The following is an 18084-nucleotide window of genomic DNA, read 5'->3' as shown; positions in this document are numbered from 1 at the left end:
TTATGGCCAGTATTACTATTCGTAACCTGTCTCTTGAAACCAAAGAAGCTTTGCGCATACGCGCCGCGCAAAACGGTATTTCTATGGAAGAAGAAGCCCGCCGTCTTTTAAGCAATCCTCCTACTCACACCACACTCCCCTCTCATGCCAGTGCTGTTGAAGTGCAATCATTGAAATCAAAATCTCTCCTTCTTATTATTGGTGGAAGTATTGCATCTTATAAAGCCCTTGATTTGATTCGCCGTTTACAAGAACGTGGAGCACATTTAAAAGTTGTGATGACAAAAGCGGCGCAAAAATTTATTACGCCTTTAGCCGCTGAAGCTTTAAGCGGTGGTACTGTATATACTGATTTATTTTCACGCGAAGAAGAACATGATATCGGACATATCCGATTAGCACGTGATGCTGATCTGATTATTTTAGCTCCTGCTACAGCCAACCGCATTGCAAAAATAGCCAATGGAATAGGAGATGATCTGGCTGATTGTGTCCTTTTAGCAGCACGCTGTCCACTCTTGATTGCACCCGCCATGAATCCAGCCATGTGGGTGCATCCAGCAACTATTCGTAATGTTGCACAATTGCACGCAGATGGCGTTCATATCATCGGACCAGAAATCGGAAATATGGCTGAACGTGATGAGATTGGATATGGACGTATGAGCGAACCTTTAACTATTGTCGCTGCTATAGAGAATCTTTTGAATGTGCATGAAAAACCTCTTTTTGGCCGCCATTTCATCGTTACCTCTGGTCCTACCCATGAACCAATTGATCCAGTACGTTATCTTGCTAATCGGTCCTCAGGTAAACAAGGTCATGCCATCGCAACCGCTCTTGCACATTTGGGTGCAAAAGTAACACTTATTTGTGGACCTGTTCATCTTGCAAACCCACAAGAAGTAAAAACAATTCATGTTGAAACAGCACAACAGATGTTAAAAGCCGTTCAAACCGCATTGCCTGCTGATGGTGCCATCTTTGTTGCCGCTGTTTGTGACTGGCGCAGTCAAACGCAGTCTTTACACAAAATTAAAAAGAATGCTCATAAAATACCACCATCCCTTGATATAGTCGAAAATCCTGACATTTTAGCAACGATTGGACACGCTCCAAACCGCCCCTCATTGGTCATTGGTTTTGCTGCTGAAACATGTGATATCATTGCCAATGCGCAAAAAAAATGTGTTGAAAAAGGAGCTGATTTCATTCTTGCTAATGATATTTCTCTTCAAGTAGATGGTACAAGTGTCATGGGTGCTGATACAAATCAAGTTTATCTCGTAAGTAGAAAAAAAGTTGAACAATGGCCTCATATGAGTAAACAACACGTAGCGCAAAAATTAGCAAACGTGATTGTATCATTTTTTGCCCCCCAAACATCTACTCCTCATGAGAAAAATATACCCCTTTGCAAATAAGAACTCTTCAAACGCGTTGATATTAAAACACCTTATAAAATAGAACTGACAATAGGTGTCTATCCATCTCAATTAGTATATAATATTTTTGATTTATAATGATAACCTAGCATTGTTCATATTAAATTAGAATCCCAGACATCGTAAGATTCTCTTATTTCCAATCTCTCTCATATTGAATCAATAAAAATCATTTTCTTGCACGTTTTAAACAAGGATAACTGTATGAATACAAAACGTTTAAGAAAGAACTAAAAGCGCTTATAATGGACCGTCTCAAGAACCAAGGGCTTGTCTCGGACAACACTGAGGATGATGGTGCCAGCGTGCTCTTTTTATTAAGCGTAAAGTTAGTGATGCCCTATAAGTTTTATATTATTCACGAGAGCTTTACCCATATACCATTCACAAACGCTGTTGCGAAATGGGTATGATGAGCGTTGGGAAATGTTTTTTTAAAATCCTATCTCACCCTAGCCTTCATAAAAGTAGAATCTATTGCACCACTGTCTCGCCAGCTTATAAAAAACAAGCTATCATTCACTTTGGCTACCATCAATTTTGACAAAGCTCTTGTAATGGATAAAATTTATAAAAAGTATTTTCTTTCTTCAATGTTTTTATCCCATATTGGTCATATTTATGATATGCAAATAAATGATTTTGATTGTTTCATAATGAGAGCAGCTAATGAGAAAATATGACAACTTTATTTTGAGCTCTTATTCGCTATGAAAAATAATGTATAAATCAATGATATTATAACATCTCAATGCAATTTGAAGCATATCTCACACTGACGCTTATAAAGAGTGTAGACAAAATTCACTGCACCACTGTCTATAAGTTTATGAAACTGAAGCCTTTATTATTTTCCTCAGTGATCGGTCTTTAAGATTAAATGTGTATGTCCTCTCTCCAGAATACTAAGACCACAAAAACTAGAATTTGATCCATGATATCCTCACATTGTGATGTTTCATGAGAAGCATTTTTATTCCTTTATCGAAAGCTTTGTATCCATACATTGGTCTCGCCTATAATGTGTACGTAAATAATTTTTTGATGTTGAATAGAGTCTTTGAAATTAAAGAATATTTCTATATTTGGGATTCTTATTCAAGTTGAAAATGATCAATTCTCTTCGATAACTTAGTGGTGTTATTATCTAAAAATTATTTGATACAGTGCACCACTTGTATGAAAAGTGCTTCAATGAATGCTTACTTCATTGCACTTATAGCTTTTAAAATTCAAAATCTCATCATTTTTAAGCATCCGTGGTTTCTCCCTTTCTTTGCTTCTTCTCAAAAAACTGCTCTTTTCTATGGGATCTGACGGTCAATCGCCTAAGCTTATTTTTTCCACTTCTATCATATTAATCATTCTGTTGCCCAAAATTAGAATATCTACGGAGCTACTACGTTACCCCTATTCCATTGAACTCAATATTTTTTTGAAAGCGAGAGGCAAAAGCATGCCGCCAAATAGTAGAAAAGTACAGAATTTTAGGAATTGTGCAAAACAATTAAACATTTAGATAAACGAAGTTAGATAACTCTACTGAATAAATAGAAATAAACAACTTTTCTACCAAATAGTTCTTATTCCTTAATTTTTTACATATATCATATAAACGCAATAATCTACACTATGTACAAAAATACTAAAAATTTCTTCTACAACAGCTACTTTGTTAAATTCTTCTTTGTTTTTAAAAATCAAAATTTCTATTTATTCAAACTTTATTTTTAACAAAGAAACCTTAACCGTTTTTTATAATGTTCTTGAAAAAAATCTTGTAATTCAAAGAAAGAAAAAATCATACAATAAATATATTTCTTGTTTTTTTTGCTTCTTTCCTTAATTTACTAATCTATGATTTTTACTGCTGCTTATCGTGCTTTACAACGTCTTCTAACCTCGCAATATCGTATTATGATACTGAAAGCATTGGGGGTTACTTTTTTCATTCTCACCATTTTATGGTTATGTGTGCACCAACTTTTTGTGTCTTACTTTTGGCCCTGGATTGCTCAATTTCTTCCTGGACTCCCTAGTTGGGCTGGATGGATTGGTTTTAGCATGCTTATCATTTTTAATCTTGGTTTGGCTCTTTTGTTGGCTTTTTTGATTGCACCGATCTCAGCTATGATTGGTGGTTTTTTCATTGACTCTGCTGCTGAAATCATTGAAAAAGAGGATTACCCAAACGAGCCTATTGGACAAGCTTTGCCGTTTCAGCGTTCTCTTATCATTTCCTTTAAATTTGTTATTTTAAGCCTTCTTGGTAATGGAATTGCTTTTATTTTATTCTTCATACCAGGTATTAATTTAATTGCTTTTTATCTTATTAATGGTTATTTGCTCGGTCATGAATATTTCTTGTTTGCGGCTTACCGTTTTCGAACAGAACAAGATGCCCGTGCTTTTTTACATACTCATTACACAACGGTTTTTGGCGCAGGATTATTGATAGCGCTTTTTGTTTCGATTCCTATTATTAATCTAGCAACACCGCTTTTTGCCGCCGCCTTTATGACACATTTACACAAAACGCTTTCCCAAAAGACATAGCACGCATCACACAAAAATAATGCTCCTTAACTTTAAATCAAACAAAACTTGTAAGCCCCCAAAAGCATAATATAAAATTTTATGCTTTTCTTTTTATTAAGGCAATATATTGATTTATAATGATAATTTATCGTTTTATGACATGAGTGAAAAACCTAAATATTATGAGGGTTTCTCATTTTAATCCTATTCATATTGGATCAATTGAAATCGTTTGTTAATATGTCATAAACGGAGGTGGTGTGCGGATAAAAGTACTTTCAAAAAAGCGTGAAATATCTTTATATGAATCCTCTTAATGCAAACATTATCGTCGTATTGAAAACTGAAAAAGAATATGATGGTGCCGCTTTGTACCCTCTATTTCAGTAAAAACGGATAGCATAATGTCTTTTATACCATTCATGGAGAGTGTATACTCTTCATAAGAGAGTTTTGGAAATTATTGAAAGATATCTGTGTAAAACAAGCACGTAAATGAGTAATATAATGATATTTTGAGCGTATTCTATTTTAATTGTAAAAAGCGTGCGCTTTAAAGAAACCTTTTGAAAAAAATCTTGCTCTGATGTTAGCGTTTCGCTAATATAGCGTTATTGTATTCATTATCTTTAATGGATTATTTTAGCCTTGTTAGCGCCTTATACTATAAGGTTTCTTTTCTTCAAAACTGTTGATACGAATGATTAATTGGATATTCATTTTTTATTAAAAATAAGGCGTTTGTTAACCATCGCAAGGAGTAAATTTTAACACCAAAGTAAAAAATACAAACATGTAAGTTCTTAGAACTTATGAGAAATTTATTATAGGGAATACTCTTCATGATGCATATGATTGTTATGATATGGGAAAAATTAAAAATTAAAAAACAAGCTATACGTACGCTGATAAAAGTATTAAATAGACTCCTTTGTTCAACCGGTAAAGTAAATGTGACTGCTTAAGTTCTATATTCTTTCAAATCATGCAAAAGATGCACAATATTTAAAGGAAGGTTATAAAGATGAACTGGATTACAAATTATGTTCGTCCTAAAATTAACTCTATATTGGGGCGCCGTGAAATTCCAGAAAATCTATGGATTAAAGATCCTACCAGTGGTGAAATGGTCTTCCATAAAGATCTGGAAGCTAATCAATTTGTAGCTCCCAATTCTGGTCATCATATGCGTATCAGTGCTAAAAATCGTCTCATGCATTTTTTTGATGATGGTGTTTATACAGCTCTTGAAAATCCAAAAGTTGTAACAGATCCTTTAAAATTTCGTGACGAAAAACGCTATATTGACCGGTTAAAAGATTATCGTTCTAAACTTGGGGTTGATGACAATATTTTAAGTGCACGTGGTACGATTGAAGGCTTACCAATTATTGCAACTGTTCAAGATTTCGCCTTTATGGGTGGATCACTTGGTATGGCTTCAGGAGAAGCTATTATCAAAGCTTTTGATACTGCCATTGCTGAAAGGCGTCCGCTGGTTCTTTTTGCTGCTTCTGGTGGTGCACGAATGCAAGAAGGAACACTCTCGTTGATGCAAATGCCCCGTACAACTGTAGCGATTGAAATGTTGAAAGAAGCAAAGCTTCCCTATATTGTTGTGCTGACTAATCCAACCACCGGTGGTGTTACTGCTTCTTACGCCATGCTTGGTGATATTCACATTGCCGAGCCTGGCGCTATGATTGGTTTTGCTGGTCCACGTGTGATTCAACAAACTATACGCGAAACCCTACCAGAAGGTTTTCAAAGTAGTGAATATCTGCTTGAACATGGTATGATTGATATGGTTGTATCGCGTTTAGAAATGAAAACAACAATTGCGCGTATTTTACGCTTGATGATGAAACGCCCTGCTGTTTTTAACCCTTCCGATCCATCCCCAACAGACTCTCAAACATCGCTTTCTAGGACAAAAGCAGCTTAAGTTTATGCAACAAAGTCAAATACAAAGGGTGGTGGATGATTTACTAAGAAATTATCCGAAAAAATTTGATCTTTCTTTAGAGCGTATTGTTCACCTTTTAGAGCGTCTTGGTAACCCACATTTAAAACTTGCCCCTGTTATTCACATCGCTGGAACAAATGGCAAAGGATCTGCTTCAGCAATTTGCCGTGCTCTTTTGGAAAGTGCAGGATACCGCGTTCATGTTTATAGCTCACCTCATCTCGTCAACTGGAATGAACGCTGCCGGTTAGGTCAAAAAGGAGGTGGTCAACTTGTTACAGAAAACCAATTGGCTGAGACAATCCGTGAAATTATAAAAGTAAATCGTCAAGAGCCGATTACTATTTTTGAAATTTTTACAGCCGCTGCCTTTATGTTGTTTAGTATACATCCAGCTGATGTTGTCATTTTAGAAGTTGGATTGGGAGGACGTTTTGATGCTACCAATGTCGTTAACAAACCAGCTGTATCGCTTATTATGCCCATTGATTATGATCATGAGAGCTTTCTTGGAAATACAATTGCTCAAATCGCTTTTCAAAAAGGGGGAATTATAAAACCAAACGTTCCAGTGGTCATCGGAAAGCAGAATTATGAAGAAACTCTTGCTACTTTAATACCCCTTGCCGATAAAAATAAAGCATCTTATGCTCTCTTTGATCAAGATTATCAAAGCTATAAAGAACATGGACGTATGGTTTTTCAAAACCATCAAGGTCTCATGGATCTTCCTCTTCCTAACCTTATTGGAGACCACCAAATTGCTAATGCTGGTGCATCTCTTGAAGCAGTTTATCAAGCGGGTTTTCAACTTTCAGAACAAACCATAAATGACGCTTTGAAAAATATTTATTGGCCCGCACGAATGCAGCATCTTACCCAAGGACTTTTGGTTGATCAACTATCTCCTGATATTGATTTATGGTTAGATGGTGGTCACAATCCTGCTGCAGGAAAAGTTATTGCGGCAGAACTTACACAATGGAGAAAAAAAACAGATCGCCCCATTATTATGATTGCTGGCATGCTTAATACCAAAGATGCTGTCGGTTATTTTCGTCCTTTAGCTAACCTTGTCGATAAAGTATATACGATACCGCTGCTTAACAATAATGCCAGTATCTCTCCAACAGACTTAGCTAAATCAGCCCAAAAAGTAGGAATCCCTGCTGCCCCAAAAGCGCACCTACAAGATGCTTTACATAAAATTAAAATGGAATATAAAGAGGCTATTGTTCTTATTAGTGGTTCTCTTTATCTTGCGGGTGATATTTTGCGTGACAATAAAACACCACCGTGCTAGATAATTAGCTATTTTTAAAGCTTTGAAAGATAGACTTTTTAATCATGCAACTTGATTGTGCACTTTATCAACATCCTAAACTCATTACTGTTTTTGGCGGATCCGGTTTTGTAGGACGACATGTCGTTGAAACTTTGACTAAGCGGGGATATCGCGTTCGTATCGCTGTTCGTTGTCCACAAAAAGCTTATTATATGCTCCAAATAGGAGAAGTAGGACAAACCCAAATGCTTAAAACAGATATCAAGCATCGTGCCTCTGTTGCACGCGCGTTGCTTGGAGCTGATGCGGCAGTGTTTTTGCCTGGTAGCTTAAAACAAGCAAGTCAATCGAATTTTAAAAACACACAAATTGATGGTGTTTACAATGTTGCTGAATTAACAGCAGAAACTGGTATTCCGCTCATCTATATGTCAACACTTGTGGCTAACGAGAATGCTTCATGTCTTTATGCACGTGTTAAGTTTATGGGTGAACAAATCATTCACAACAAGCATCTTCAAGCAATTATTATCCGTCCATCCGTTATCTTTGGACCAGAGGATTGTTTCTTTAACACCTTAGCAGATTTGTCACGTTTTTTACCAATTATGCCTCTTTTTGGAGGTGGACAAAGCAAATTGCAACCCGTGTATGTTGGTGACGTTGCTGAGTTTATCGTGCGCGCTTTAGATGGACAGGTTGCTTGGGGAAAAAATTATGATCTTGGTGGTCCCCAGATTATCACCTTCCAAAATACTCTTGAAAATATACTCAAAATTATTCACCGTAAAAAAACAATCCTATCCATGCCCCTTTCTGCTGGTCTATTGATTGGAGGAATTTTGGGAACAATCGGTAAATTGCCTTTTGTACCAACACTCGTAACAGCCAATCAGATACGTTTTTTGCAAATGGATAACATTGTTTCTAAAGAAGCTATAGAGAATGGATATACTCTAGAAGGTGTGGGTATTACCCCCAGAGCAATGGCAGCATTCTTGCCAAGTTATCTCTGGCGATTTCGTCCACATGGTCAATTTTCCCAAAACCTACTCGTCTAGAATAAATTCTTCCAAAACTGAGTTAATTATTTGATTTATAATTCATAGCGCGTTGTTAGCGGTTTTAAAATCAGAGTGTTCAATAGAGTGATGTTTTTACATTTTAAATACTCTATTCAGTATCACAAAAAATGTTTAATCGTATATCTATAGTCTTTTGATAAAAATCGTTGAAAACAGGAGAAAAGCACTTCTTATAAACTGTCTTTATCCAAGAGCAGGTGCAACATTGGAATCCTAAAGAACCGATTCTGAACTGCCTATCCATAAACATGATAATCTATGGCTTTACATTTATATTATTTTGCTAAAAAGCTTAATAATGAGATTAAAGTAATTCTTCCTTTTTCAACAACCGCATAAGTGAGTAGAATACGAGTATACTACTTTCGATATTATCCCATAAAAATCAATATAAAAACTGTAAAGCAATGCACCATTTTTATTATTTAAAAGGTATTCCCTCTGGAGACTTTTAAAAGCTTTAAAGTTACGTGAAAAGGATAGAATTTTGTTTATATAATAAAACTTATCATGAAGATCTCCTACTCCGTCAGCAACATCACTACTCAGATCCATAAATGCATATTTGTTGCACAAATTTATGGAGATTTTAAAAGAGCTTTTTCACATAAAGAAGTCCTCTTCTTGTCTTGCATTTTTTTTTAATTTCTCCTACCGTCTTGGAAAAACTTATTTTAAAGGAATGAAGAATGGCAGCTCAAGATTTTGTTGTCAAAGATATTGCACTTGCTGCTTATGGTCGTAAAGAACTTGATATTGCTGAAACAGAAATGCCTGGTTTGATGGCTTGTCGTAAGGAGTTTTCTTCCAGTCAACCTTTGCGCGGAGCGCGTATTTCTGGCTCATTGCACATGACAATTCAGACAGCTGTTTTAATTGAAACATTAAAAGCGATTGGCGCCGATATACGATGGAGCTCTAGCAATATTTTTTCTACGCAAGACCATGCAGCAGCAGCTATCGCCGCAACTGGCATTCCTGTATTTGCCATTAAAGGTGAAACATTGGAAGAATATTGGACTTATATAGATGCAATCTTCCAATGGCCAGATGGTAATCCTTCCAATCTTATTTTAGATGATGGAGCTGACGCCACAAACTATATTTTAATGGGAAGTCGTGCAGAACAAAATAAAGATATTTTATCGCATCCCAAAACAGAAGAAGAAGAAATTTTTTTCAAACAAATACAAAAGCGTATGGATGCAACGCCAGGTTTTTTTACACGACAGCGCGCGGCAATTAAAGGTGTAAGCGAAGAAACCACAACAGGTGTAAACCGTCTTTATCAGTTACAAAAAGAAGGACTTCTACCTTTTCCTGCTATTAATGTTAATGATAGCGTCACTAAATCAAAGTTTGATAATAAATATGGATGTAAAGAATCATTGGTCGATGGTATTCGACGTGGAACAGATGTGATGATCGCTGGTAAAACTGCCATTGTCTGTGGTTATGGTGATGTAGGAAAAGGTTCAGCAGCATCTCTTTCTGGTGCTGGGGCTCGTGTTAAAGTAACAGAAATTGATCCTATCTGCGCTCTTCAAGCCGCTATGGATGGCTATGAAGTTGTTAATTTGGATGATGCTGCTTCCAGTGCTGATATTATCATCACGACAACAGGCAATAAAGATGTTGTTCGTTTAGATCATATGCGACAAGTAAAGGATATGTGTATTCTTGGAAATATTGGTCATTTTGATAACGAAATCCAAGTCGCTGCCCTTAGAAATTTGCCATGGACAAATATTAAACCACAAGTTGATATGATCACCTTTCCCGATGGAAAACGCATCATTTTGCTCTCTGAAGGGCGTTTGTTAAACCTCGGGAATGCGACTGGGCATCCTTCTTTTGTCATGTCGGCCTCGTTTACTAATCAAGTTTTAGCGCAAATTGAACTTTTTACCCGTTCAGAACACTATACAAATGAAGTCACTGTTTTGCCTAAACATCTTGATGAAAAGGTTGCACGTCTACATCTGGATCGGTTAGGAATAAAATTAAGTGTTTTATCAGAAGAACAAGCCGCTTATATTGGAGTCTCACCACAAGGACCTTATAAACCAAACCATTACCGTTACTAATACGTTTCCTTGGGTTAAAAAAGGGAAAGATGCCGTGCTCAGCTTTGGTGACTATAACCCCAAAGAAAAAACTCAAAAAGAGATCCGAATCTATACGTATATATTTTGCTTTTTTTTCTTTTTTTCTCCAACATGCGCTTTTGCTCAGTCATTGGAAGGTTATTTACCATTTTTCTTCACTTTGCCGAATGGTCCATGGCTGCTTTTAGCGCTGTGTGGAGGAATTTCTTGTGCTTCACTTCTCTCGTGTATAGCTGTTACCGTGCGTGCAAAAAAAACTGCACAGAAGCCTTTGAAGATAATTCAGGCAAATTTTTCTGAAAAACTTAAATATTATGAATGGCTTCTGGAAGAAACCGAGCAATTCCTTCTTATTTGGGAAAATCCAACAACCTTACCCCGTGTTGTTGGTGCTCTTTCTGCATTGCAAAAAATAGGAATCGATCAGAAAGATTTTCAGCGTTTTGAGCTCTGGGTTGAAGAAAATTCTCTGCGAGAACTTGATTATGCATTGACTCAACTACGTTGTAAATGTCACCCTTTTGATCTTTCTATCACCACCACAAACAATGTACCGCTACAAGTTACAGGAGTCATCGCAGGAACAGTCGCCATTGCTCGTTTTCAAGATATCTCAAAACAACAGAAAGAAAATTCTCGTTTACAGAAAGATATCGCCCGCCTTCTTACTGAACTGAGAATGCAGCGTAATCTTCTTGATCTTATTCAAGAGCCCGTATGGATAAAAGATTGTGAAGGAAAAGTTTGTTTTATCAATCGCGCCTTTAGAGAAATGACAGACTTTCGTGAAGACAGTGATGACGTGGGGGATCTTTTCAATGAAAATACACAACGCAAAACAGATGAAACAGAAACAATTTTTCAAGAACATGTTTATACGGTTATTGGTGGAGAACGGCACCGTTTTCATCTCACACGTATTACAACAGCTGAAGGGATGGCAGCTTTTGCACGTGATGACAGCGCATATGAAAATCTTGCTCATGAATTAAGATATGTTCTTCAAAGCCATTGTGAAACACTTGACCAAATTTCAACAGCTGTAGCCATTTTTGATACAAACCAAAAATTAAAATTCTGTAATCATGCTTTCAAAATTTTATGGCCGTTGGAGAGTTCTTTTTTAGAAAGTGAACCAAGCCATACATTGTTTCTTGAACGTTTACGTGAAAAGGGGCTCATTGCTGAACACCCTGATTGGCGCGCATGGAAAGAAGAACTTTTAAAAGCCTATTGGCAAACAGAATCGAACCAACAAATTTGGAATCTTCCAGATGGACGTACGGTGCGTGTTGTCTCGAACCCTCATCCACAAGGAGGTGTCACTTGGCTTTACGAAAACCTTACAGAAAAAATTGATCTTGAGCGCCGTTATAATACACTTATTAAAATACAAGGTGAAACACTTGATAAACTTTCTGAAGGTGTGGTCGTTTTTGGTACTGATGGACGCCTTCGCTTATCGAATCCTGCCTTGTCGAAATTGTGGTCTCTTCCTTATAATTTACTGGTAGAAGGAACCCATATTACGCAGTTACAAAGCCATTGTTCAGCCTTAACCTTGGGGCAAGAATGGGATCAATTTACCAAGTTCATTACCGGTTTTGCTGAAAAACGTGAAACATTTTCAGGTCGTATAGATCTTAAAAATGATATGATTATTGACTATACTCTGGTCCCTCTTCCTAATGGACAAACGATGCTTACTTTTGTGAATGTTACGGACACTGTCCATGTTGCGCGTGCTCTTCAAGAAAAAAATGAAGCATTAGAAAGTGCTGATCGTTTGCGTAATGAATTTGTCCAACATGTTTCTTATGAATTACGCACACCTCTCACCAATATTATTGGATTTTCCGATATTTTACGTGATCAAATTTTCGGCTCTATCAATGAACGTCAACAAGAATATCTTGAACACATTCATTCAGAATCAGGAACTCTTTTAAATATTGTTAACGATATTCTTGATCTTGCTACCCTTGATGCAGGCATTATGGAGTTGGACATAAAATCGGTTAACATTGCCGATGCTATGATACAAGCAGTAGCACGTGTAGAAGATCGCCTTAATGAACGTCATATTACGCTTTTACAACAAATTTCTCCTTCCTTAAATTCTATTTCTGCTGATGAAAAACGCTTGCATCAAATTTTTGTGAATGTACTGAGTAATGCTATTAATTTTGCAACGGAGGCGAGTACTATTGAATTTTGCGTCGATGAACAAGATGATAACATTGTCTTTAGCGTTCACAATCAGGGCTCTGACATCCCAGAAGACGTCCTTGATCGTATTTTTAAACGTTTTTCTTCCCATTCACACCATGGTGGGCGTGCGGGAGCGGGTCTTGGCCTTTCCCTTGTAAAAAGTTTCGTTGAACTACACGGTGGACATGTTGAAATTCTTACCGGTTCTGGAAAAGGAACAACAGTTAAATGTTTTTTCCCACTCTCCAAAGGAGATACGATTTTTTAATTTTAACCTTTATGATAACAAAAATTTTTCATCCATTTCATGGAACTTTTAATGAATTTTAGTTTTTTTCTTGAAAATGAAGAGGCAACAAAGCTTTTTGCACAAAATTTAGCTCTTTCTTTAAAGCCAGGAGATCTTGTAACGCTGCAAGGAGATCTTGGAACTGGAAAATCAACCATTGCACGTACAATCATTCAAACACTTGCGAACGATAACACTATGGATGTTCCAAGCCCTACTTTTACTCTTGTGCAAAGCTATCAACTTCCAAAGTTTGAAATTATTCATGCTGATCTTTATCGCCTTTCTATGGCAGAAGAAATTGATGAATTAGGGCTTCATGAAGCTCGTGAGAAAAATATTTTACTTGTTGAATGGCCAGAAAGAAATACAGCTCTTTTAGAGCTCGCCACTTTTGCACTCACCTTACACTATAAAGAACATGGGCGTCATGTAACAGTTAGATCAGCGCAACATTCCATTGAATGTTTGCAACAGTCTTTTACAATTCGTACATTTTAAAAAAACATGAACATCATCATTTTTTAATTTGATAATACCTCAGTACTACCTATGAAATCTGAGATGATGGACAACATAAAGAAGGCTTCATGGAGGCACCAACCATGGAAGATGAAACGAAATGCTGACTCTTTCATATAACAATGACATAAATTGCAAAGGACAGCCGTTAATTTATAGGAATTCATCAATTTATTTTAGAGAATCTGATACCTACAATTTTGATTCTAGAGAATAGTATAAGAGAATTTTAAATTGAAGTGATAACCCTTTAGAAGAGCATTATATAACCTGTAGTGAATTGCTTGTTTCTTTCTGCTTAAAAGTTGTGAGCTTTAGAAAAGTAATTTGCAAAGTTTTTGCTTAAAATCTCCCTTTATGTGTTGAAAGCACTATCTATCTCAATAATCTTATCTAAGAAGAAATACCTTTATGAAATTATCATTCACCCAATATTTTTAACGCGCCTATAAGGAAAGAATTGCCTATATTCTTCATACAAAGCAATTTTTTATAAAAATGGTCAATTGAATCATGCATAAAAGCACGAATTCTTAAATTCATTTACAATTTTGATTTTTATTGTCTTTTCATTATAATATAATGCAAAAAAGAATATTTTAAAAAAGTCAAAAGGAGAGACAAAACTTCTCTCCTTTAGAGTGATTATATGTGGAATTAACTAAGCCCATCTTTTATCCATTCAGAAAGACGTCCTTTAGAGGTAGCGCCAACCATATTCGATGAAATATTTCCATTTTTAAACATTAATAATGTAGGGATAGAACGTACTCCGTATTGGGTAGCCAGTTCCGGATTTTCATCAATATTTACCTTAGCAATTTTAACTTGATTTTGCATTTCTATTGAAATCTCATCCAACATTGGAGCAATCACTTTGCAAGGGCCACACCATTCTGCCCAAAAATCAACCACAACAGGGGTGGAAGAAGTTAGAACTTCACTTTCGAAATTGTCCTTATCAACTTTTATACACGTCATTGATTTATCCTTTATATTCACCTTTTATAGATTGGTATAATAACAATTCATATCAAGTTATTGCAAAGATAAATTATTAAAGGACTTTTTTACACCAGAGATTGTGCGTTGTGTTTGTTTGAGCGATTTTATGAAAGTAAATAAAATGTAAAAATGCTTTGCAAGGAAAAGAGTAGCTTATAAGGCAACTTCACTAAGAAATGCCTCAAGTTTTTCTGGAGGAAGTTTAAAAATTTTGGCTTCTTTACTGTAGATAAGCAGAGCCTGTATATCTTTATCGGGATGAATAGCTTGCAATAATTTTCGATAAAGAGCCATTTGCAACCAATGATGGGAAGCAATAGCAGCTTCATTTTCTGGCGGGGTTCCTGTTTTAAAATCTGCAAAGATAACACTGTTTTGCGTGATGTAGAGACGGTCAATTTGACCAGAGATTGCTTGTTCTTTTCCACGAATTTTCACAATACCCATTAAGGAGACCTCAGCACGTGAATGCTCAGAGAAAAGGGGCTTGAGGTAAACATGATCTAATATTTTCCAAATATGGCAAAGAGCATCTTCTCTTTGGCTCTCATGCCAATGAGAGGCTTTGATATTGAGATAGTTTCGAGCATAATCTCGACGTTTTTGTGGGGGACAATCGGGCAAATACTGTAACAATCGGTGAACGAGATTACCATATTCAATGGAAAAAGCTCTGTTTGTGTTCATGGCTCCTAAAACAGGTGAAGTGGTAAGCTGTTTTGGACTTGAGGACAGCTCTGTATCAGCTTCAATGGAAAGGCTCGCCACTGACGGTTTTAACGGTTTTGGTAGCACTGGTTCTTCTGGTATTTTATGGGAGAAAAAAGCAGGCAAAGGTGGTAAGGTTTGGCATTCAGCGGAAGGAACTTTTGAGTTTATAGAAGCAGAAGAAGCAGGTGTAATGCAATAACGCCAAGCTGCAATATCTTCCGAAGAATCTTTTATAGCAAGGGCATGCGGTTCGAGGGCTTTTTTTACGAGTTGTAACCATGTATGAGATGGCGTTTTCGGACCTTTATACCCACAAATAAACAAGCGATCTTCAGCACGTGTCATTCCTACATAAAGAAGACGCCTATATTCTTCTTCTGCACGCTCTTTTAAATATGAAATTGCTTGTTTAGAGAGTTTTGTATTAAACTTTTCATTGGGATGCCAAATAAAGGCTTGTTTTCCGTTCCATTGTGCATTGTTTAAAGGAACTTTAAGCAAGTGAGGCGCATGCTGAGGATGCCAAATCGCACTGCCAGGATCGACTAAAAACACAACAGCAGCCTCTAGTCCTTTTGCAGCATGAACAGTCATAATGCGAATTTCTTCATTACTTTGTTCAAATTCACGTTTAATTTCTGGTTCGCTTGCACTTAATGTTTCTAAAAAAGCTTGTAATCCTGGTAATCCTGTTTTTTGAATAGTGAGCGTATAATCCATAAAAGCATCGAGCACATCATTTGCTTCAGATCCTAAACGGGATAGAATTTTTTGCCGTCCCTTATCATTATTCAAAATATGGCTATAAAACTCGAAAACTGGTATTTTATCCACTAAAGCGCGATAATGGTTTAGCTTTTCAAAAGCATCTTTAAAAGATACCTGCGATGATGTATGCGCACACAGACTTTGCCAAAGAGAGCCGGTGCGGTGTGCGGCAAGCTGATAGAGTTCCTCTTCACTAAGAGCAAAAAGTGGGCTTTTTAAAACACAAGCAAGAGAAAGATCATCTTGTGGCTGTAAAACAAAACGCGCAAGCGCCATTAAATCACGGATACTAATATGTTTGGTAAGCTGTAAACGATCAGCCCCTGCTACGGGAATATTACGGTGTTTAAGAGCACGAGAAAGAGCTGAGACAAATTGATCACGTTTACGGACCAAGATCATAATATCACTTGCACGTATTAAGCGTCCTTTTGCTGGAAGCATTTCGCCTTTTTGTAACCAGTCAGCAATCGTTTCAGCAATTTTTTCTGCTAAACGGACTTCAGGTGTATCTAAATGATTAACAGTTGCATGCCAATCTTGAGGAAACTCACTCGTTTCTTTTGAAATGGCATCCCATATAACAACTTCACCGGGACTGTGAACACGGATAGCTTCATGCACCGTTTTTGTATTTTCTGCCGAAAGTCCTTTATAGTTTTCTGGTGTTTCAAAAACAAGATCAACGCTTTTAAGAACATCTGCTGTAGAGCGAAAAGAATAATGCAGTTGTATTTTTTCAAATTGCTGATTTGTTTGCTGCACTTTTTTTTGAATAATTCGTCCATTTGCAGCAAAATTTTCTGGAGCAGCGCCTTGAAAAGAATAAATAGATTGCTTTTCATCTCCAACAGCAAAAAGAGTCCGTATGTTTGTTCGTTGGCTATACCCTGAAAAAAATTCCTGTGCCAACAGTTGAATAATTTGCCATTGCTCAGGGTTGGTGTCTTGTGCTTCATCAAGTAGAATATGATCAAGTCCCTGATCAAGTTTATAGTGCACCCATTGGCTTGCACCTTTGCGCTGTAACAAATGAAGTGTACGCTCAATAAGGTCATCAAAGTCTAAGAAGCCATTGGACTTTTTTAGATTCTTATAAATTTTGAGATAAATAGTACAGAGCTGAAAAGCAGCCATATTGAGGGTGGCAACCTTTGCGCATTGATATTTTTCTAAAAGAACAGAAAGCTTGTTTTGTTTATCTTCAAGCATTTGTTGAATAAAAGGCCAAATTTCATCTGATTTTTTATGAAATAAATGTGAAAAATTACGCGGCTCACCTTTTGTTGTAAAATAAATATCAGAAATAATATTGAGAATATTTGTCTGATCATGCACCTTTTCTAATTGGGAAAGTTTTGCCACCATATCCTTAAAGCTTTGATTACCATTGGTTTCACAATGCTTAAGAGCATAAAGAGGAAGGCGCGCTGTTTGTTTAATTTGTTCCAGAAGATATTGATTTGTTTCATTGGGCGCTAAGTTAAAAAGCGCGCGCAATTTTTCTTCTCCATTTTCAGATAAAAGAGAAGATAAAAAATCAGACAATTTATGTTGCTTTTCAACTGCCTCATAGAGCAATTGATTAAAAGTATGTTCGCTAATAACTTGAAGTAACTGTTGCAAAGCAGGTTGTACATCACGACGGGCTAAAAGTTCGCGACGGGATTCTTGTTGTAATTTTTTTCGACCGATATCATCGGGAAGTTCAAAATGCCCTGCAATATTGGCTTCTAACATAAATTGATGTAAGAGAGCTTCACAAAAAGCATGAATCGTTTGAATTTTTAAGCCACCAGGCGTTTCGAGGGCACGCGCAAAGAGTTGCCTTGCATAAGTTAGTTTTTGCGCATTAACAGGTTTTTTTTCAAACCGTGTTAAGGTTTCTTGCAGCTGTGCATCATCGAGCTCATTCCAACTAGAAAGCGTGCGAAAAATTCGTGATTGCATAACAGCAGCAGCAGCTCTTGTATAAGTAAGGCATAAAATACGTGCTGGAGGCGTACCGTTTAAAAGCAAACGGATAACACGTTCACTTAAAACGTGGGTTTTTCCAGATCCAGCATTTGCAGAAACCCACACGTTTTTTTGGGGATGTGTTGCTGTTGCTTGTGCATCAAGAGCGGCTTCAGGAATAGAAAAAAACGTCAT

General features: G+C 36.7%; 11 protein-coding genes. 9 read left to right on the top strand and 2 right to left on the bottom strand.

Annotated features, from left to right (window positions below; genetic code table 11):
• Positions 1-2 precede the first annotated feature (2 nt).
• The 9 genes from coaBC to tsaE all read left to right on the top strand — a co-directional run bounded on the left by coaBC (position 3) and on the right by tsaE (position 13428).
• Entirely contained in the window at positions 3-1424 is a 1422-nt protein-coding gene (gene coaBC, locus ACFIQE_RS00655) for a bifunctional phosphopantothenoylcysteine decarboxylase/phosphopantothenate--cysteine ligase CoaBC (protein WP_375620873.1), read from the top strand.
• A 440-nt stretch (positions 1425-1864) separates the two neighbouring features.
• Positions 1865-2128: a hypothetical protein gene (locus ACFIQE_RS00650; protein ID WP_375707187.1), complete on the top strand. Its 264-nt coding sequence runs from the start codon at positions 1865-1867 to the stop codon at positions 2126-2128.
• A gap of 1174 nt (positions 2129-3302) precedes the next feature.
• Complete coding sequence (locus tag ACFIQE_RS00645) at positions 3303-4001, top strand: sulfate transporter family protein (RefSeq protein WP_375620874.1); 699 nt, start codon at positions 3303-3305, stop codon at positions 3999-4001.
• 1006 nt (positions 4002-5007) lie between these two features.
• Positions 5008-5928: an acetyl-CoA carboxylase, carboxyltransferase subunit beta gene (gene accD / locus ACFIQE_RS00640; RefSeq protein WP_375611366.1), complete on the top strand. Its 921-nt coding sequence runs from the start codon at positions 5008-5010 to the stop codon at positions 5926-5928.
• Between the two features lie 4 nt (positions 5929-5932).
• Positions 5933-7252, top strand: a complete 1320-nt coding sequence (locus ACFIQE_RS00635) for a bifunctional folylpolyglutamate synthase/dihydrofolate synthase (RefSeq protein ID WP_375620875.1) — start codon at positions 5933-5935, stop codon at positions 7250-7252.
• 44 nt (positions 7253-7296) lie between these two features.
• Positions 7297-8295 (top strand): complex I NDUFA9 subunit family protein, encoded by a 999-nt coding sequence (locus ACFIQE_RS00630; RefSeq protein ID WP_375620876.1) that lies wholly within the window; start codon positions 7297-7299, stop codon positions 8293-8295.
• A gap of 713 nt (positions 8296-9008) precedes the next feature.
• On the top strand, positions 9009-10406 hold the full coding sequence (gene ahcY / locus ACFIQE_RS00625; RefSeq protein WP_375620877.1) for an adenosylhomocysteinase: 1398 nt from the start codon (positions 9009-9011) through the stop codon (positions 10404-10406).
• A 34-nt stretch (positions 10407-10440) separates the two neighbouring features.
• A complete protein-coding gene (locus ACFIQE_RS00620) occupies positions 10441-12906 on the top strand; it encodes an ATP-binding protein (protein WP_375639777.1) in 2466 nt (821 codons plus the stop codon).
• Positions 12907-12957: 51 nt separating this feature from the next.
• Positions 12958-13428, top strand: coding sequence for a tRNA (adenosine(37)-N6)-threonylcarbamoyltransferase complex ATPase subunit type 1 TsaE (gene tsaE, locus ACFIQE_RS00615; RefSeq protein ID WP_375612787.1), 471 nt, complete (start codon positions 12958-12960; stop codon positions 13426-13428).
• Positions 13429-14106: 678 nt separating this feature from the next.
• Here the strand turns inward: tsaE and trxA are convergent.
• Positions 14107-14430 carry a thioredoxin gene (gene trxA / locus ACFIQE_RS00610; protein ID WP_273790200.1) on the bottom strand — a complete coding sequence of 108 codons (324 nt, stop codon included), beginning with the start codon at positions 14428-14430 and terminating at the stop codon, positions 14107-14109.
• Between the two features lie 177 nt (positions 14431-14607).
• Positions 14608-18084 (bottom strand): double-strand break repair helicase AddA, encoded by a 3477-nt coding sequence (gene addA, locus ACFIQE_RS00605; RefSeq protein WP_375639785.1) that lies wholly within the window; start codon positions 18082-18084, stop codon positions 14608-14610.

The organism is Bartonella sp. AA1HLJMS (genome assembly GCF_042197445.1).
Lineage (GTDB): Bacteria > Pseudomonadota > Alphaproteobacteria > Rhizobiales > Rhizobiaceae > Bartonella.
Note: the sequence above shows the minus strand (reverse complement) of the source record. Positions and strands in the feature narration are given on the sequence as shown.

Coding starts and splice junctions, on each gene's coding strand:
- coaBC (WP_375620873.1), top strand. CDS start 3: ATGGCCAGTATTACTATTCGTAACCTGTCTCTTGAAACCAAAGAAGCT.
- ACFIQE_RS00645 (WP_375620874.1), top strand. CDS start 3,303: ATGATTTTTACTGCTGCTTATCGTGCTTTACAACGTCTTCTAACCTCG.
- accD (WP_375611366.1), top strand. CDS start 5,008: ATGAACTGGATTACAAATTATGTTCGTCCTAAAATTAACTCTATATTG.
- ACFIQE_RS00635 (WP_375620875.1), top strand. CDS start 5,933: ATGCAACAAAGTCAAATACAAAGGGTGGTGGATGATTTACTAAGAAAT.
- ACFIQE_RS00630 (WP_375620876.1), top strand. CDS start 7,297: ATGCAACTTGATTGTGCACTTTATCAACATCCTAAACTCATTACTGTT.
- ahcY (WP_375620877.1), top strand. CDS start 9,009: ATGGCAGCTCAAGATTTTGTTGTCAAAGATATTGCACTTGCTGCTTAT.
- tsaE (WP_375612787.1), top strand. CDS start 12,958: ATGAATTTTAGTTTTTTTCTTGAAAATGAAGAGGCAACAAAGCTTTTT.
- trxA (WP_273790200.1), bottom strand. CDS start 14,430: ATGACGTGTATAAAAGTTGATAAGGACAATTTCGAAAGTGAAGTTCTA.
- addA (WP_375639785.1), bottom strand. CDS start 18,084: ATGACGTTTTTTTCTATTCCTGAAGCCGCTCTTGATGCACAAGCAACA.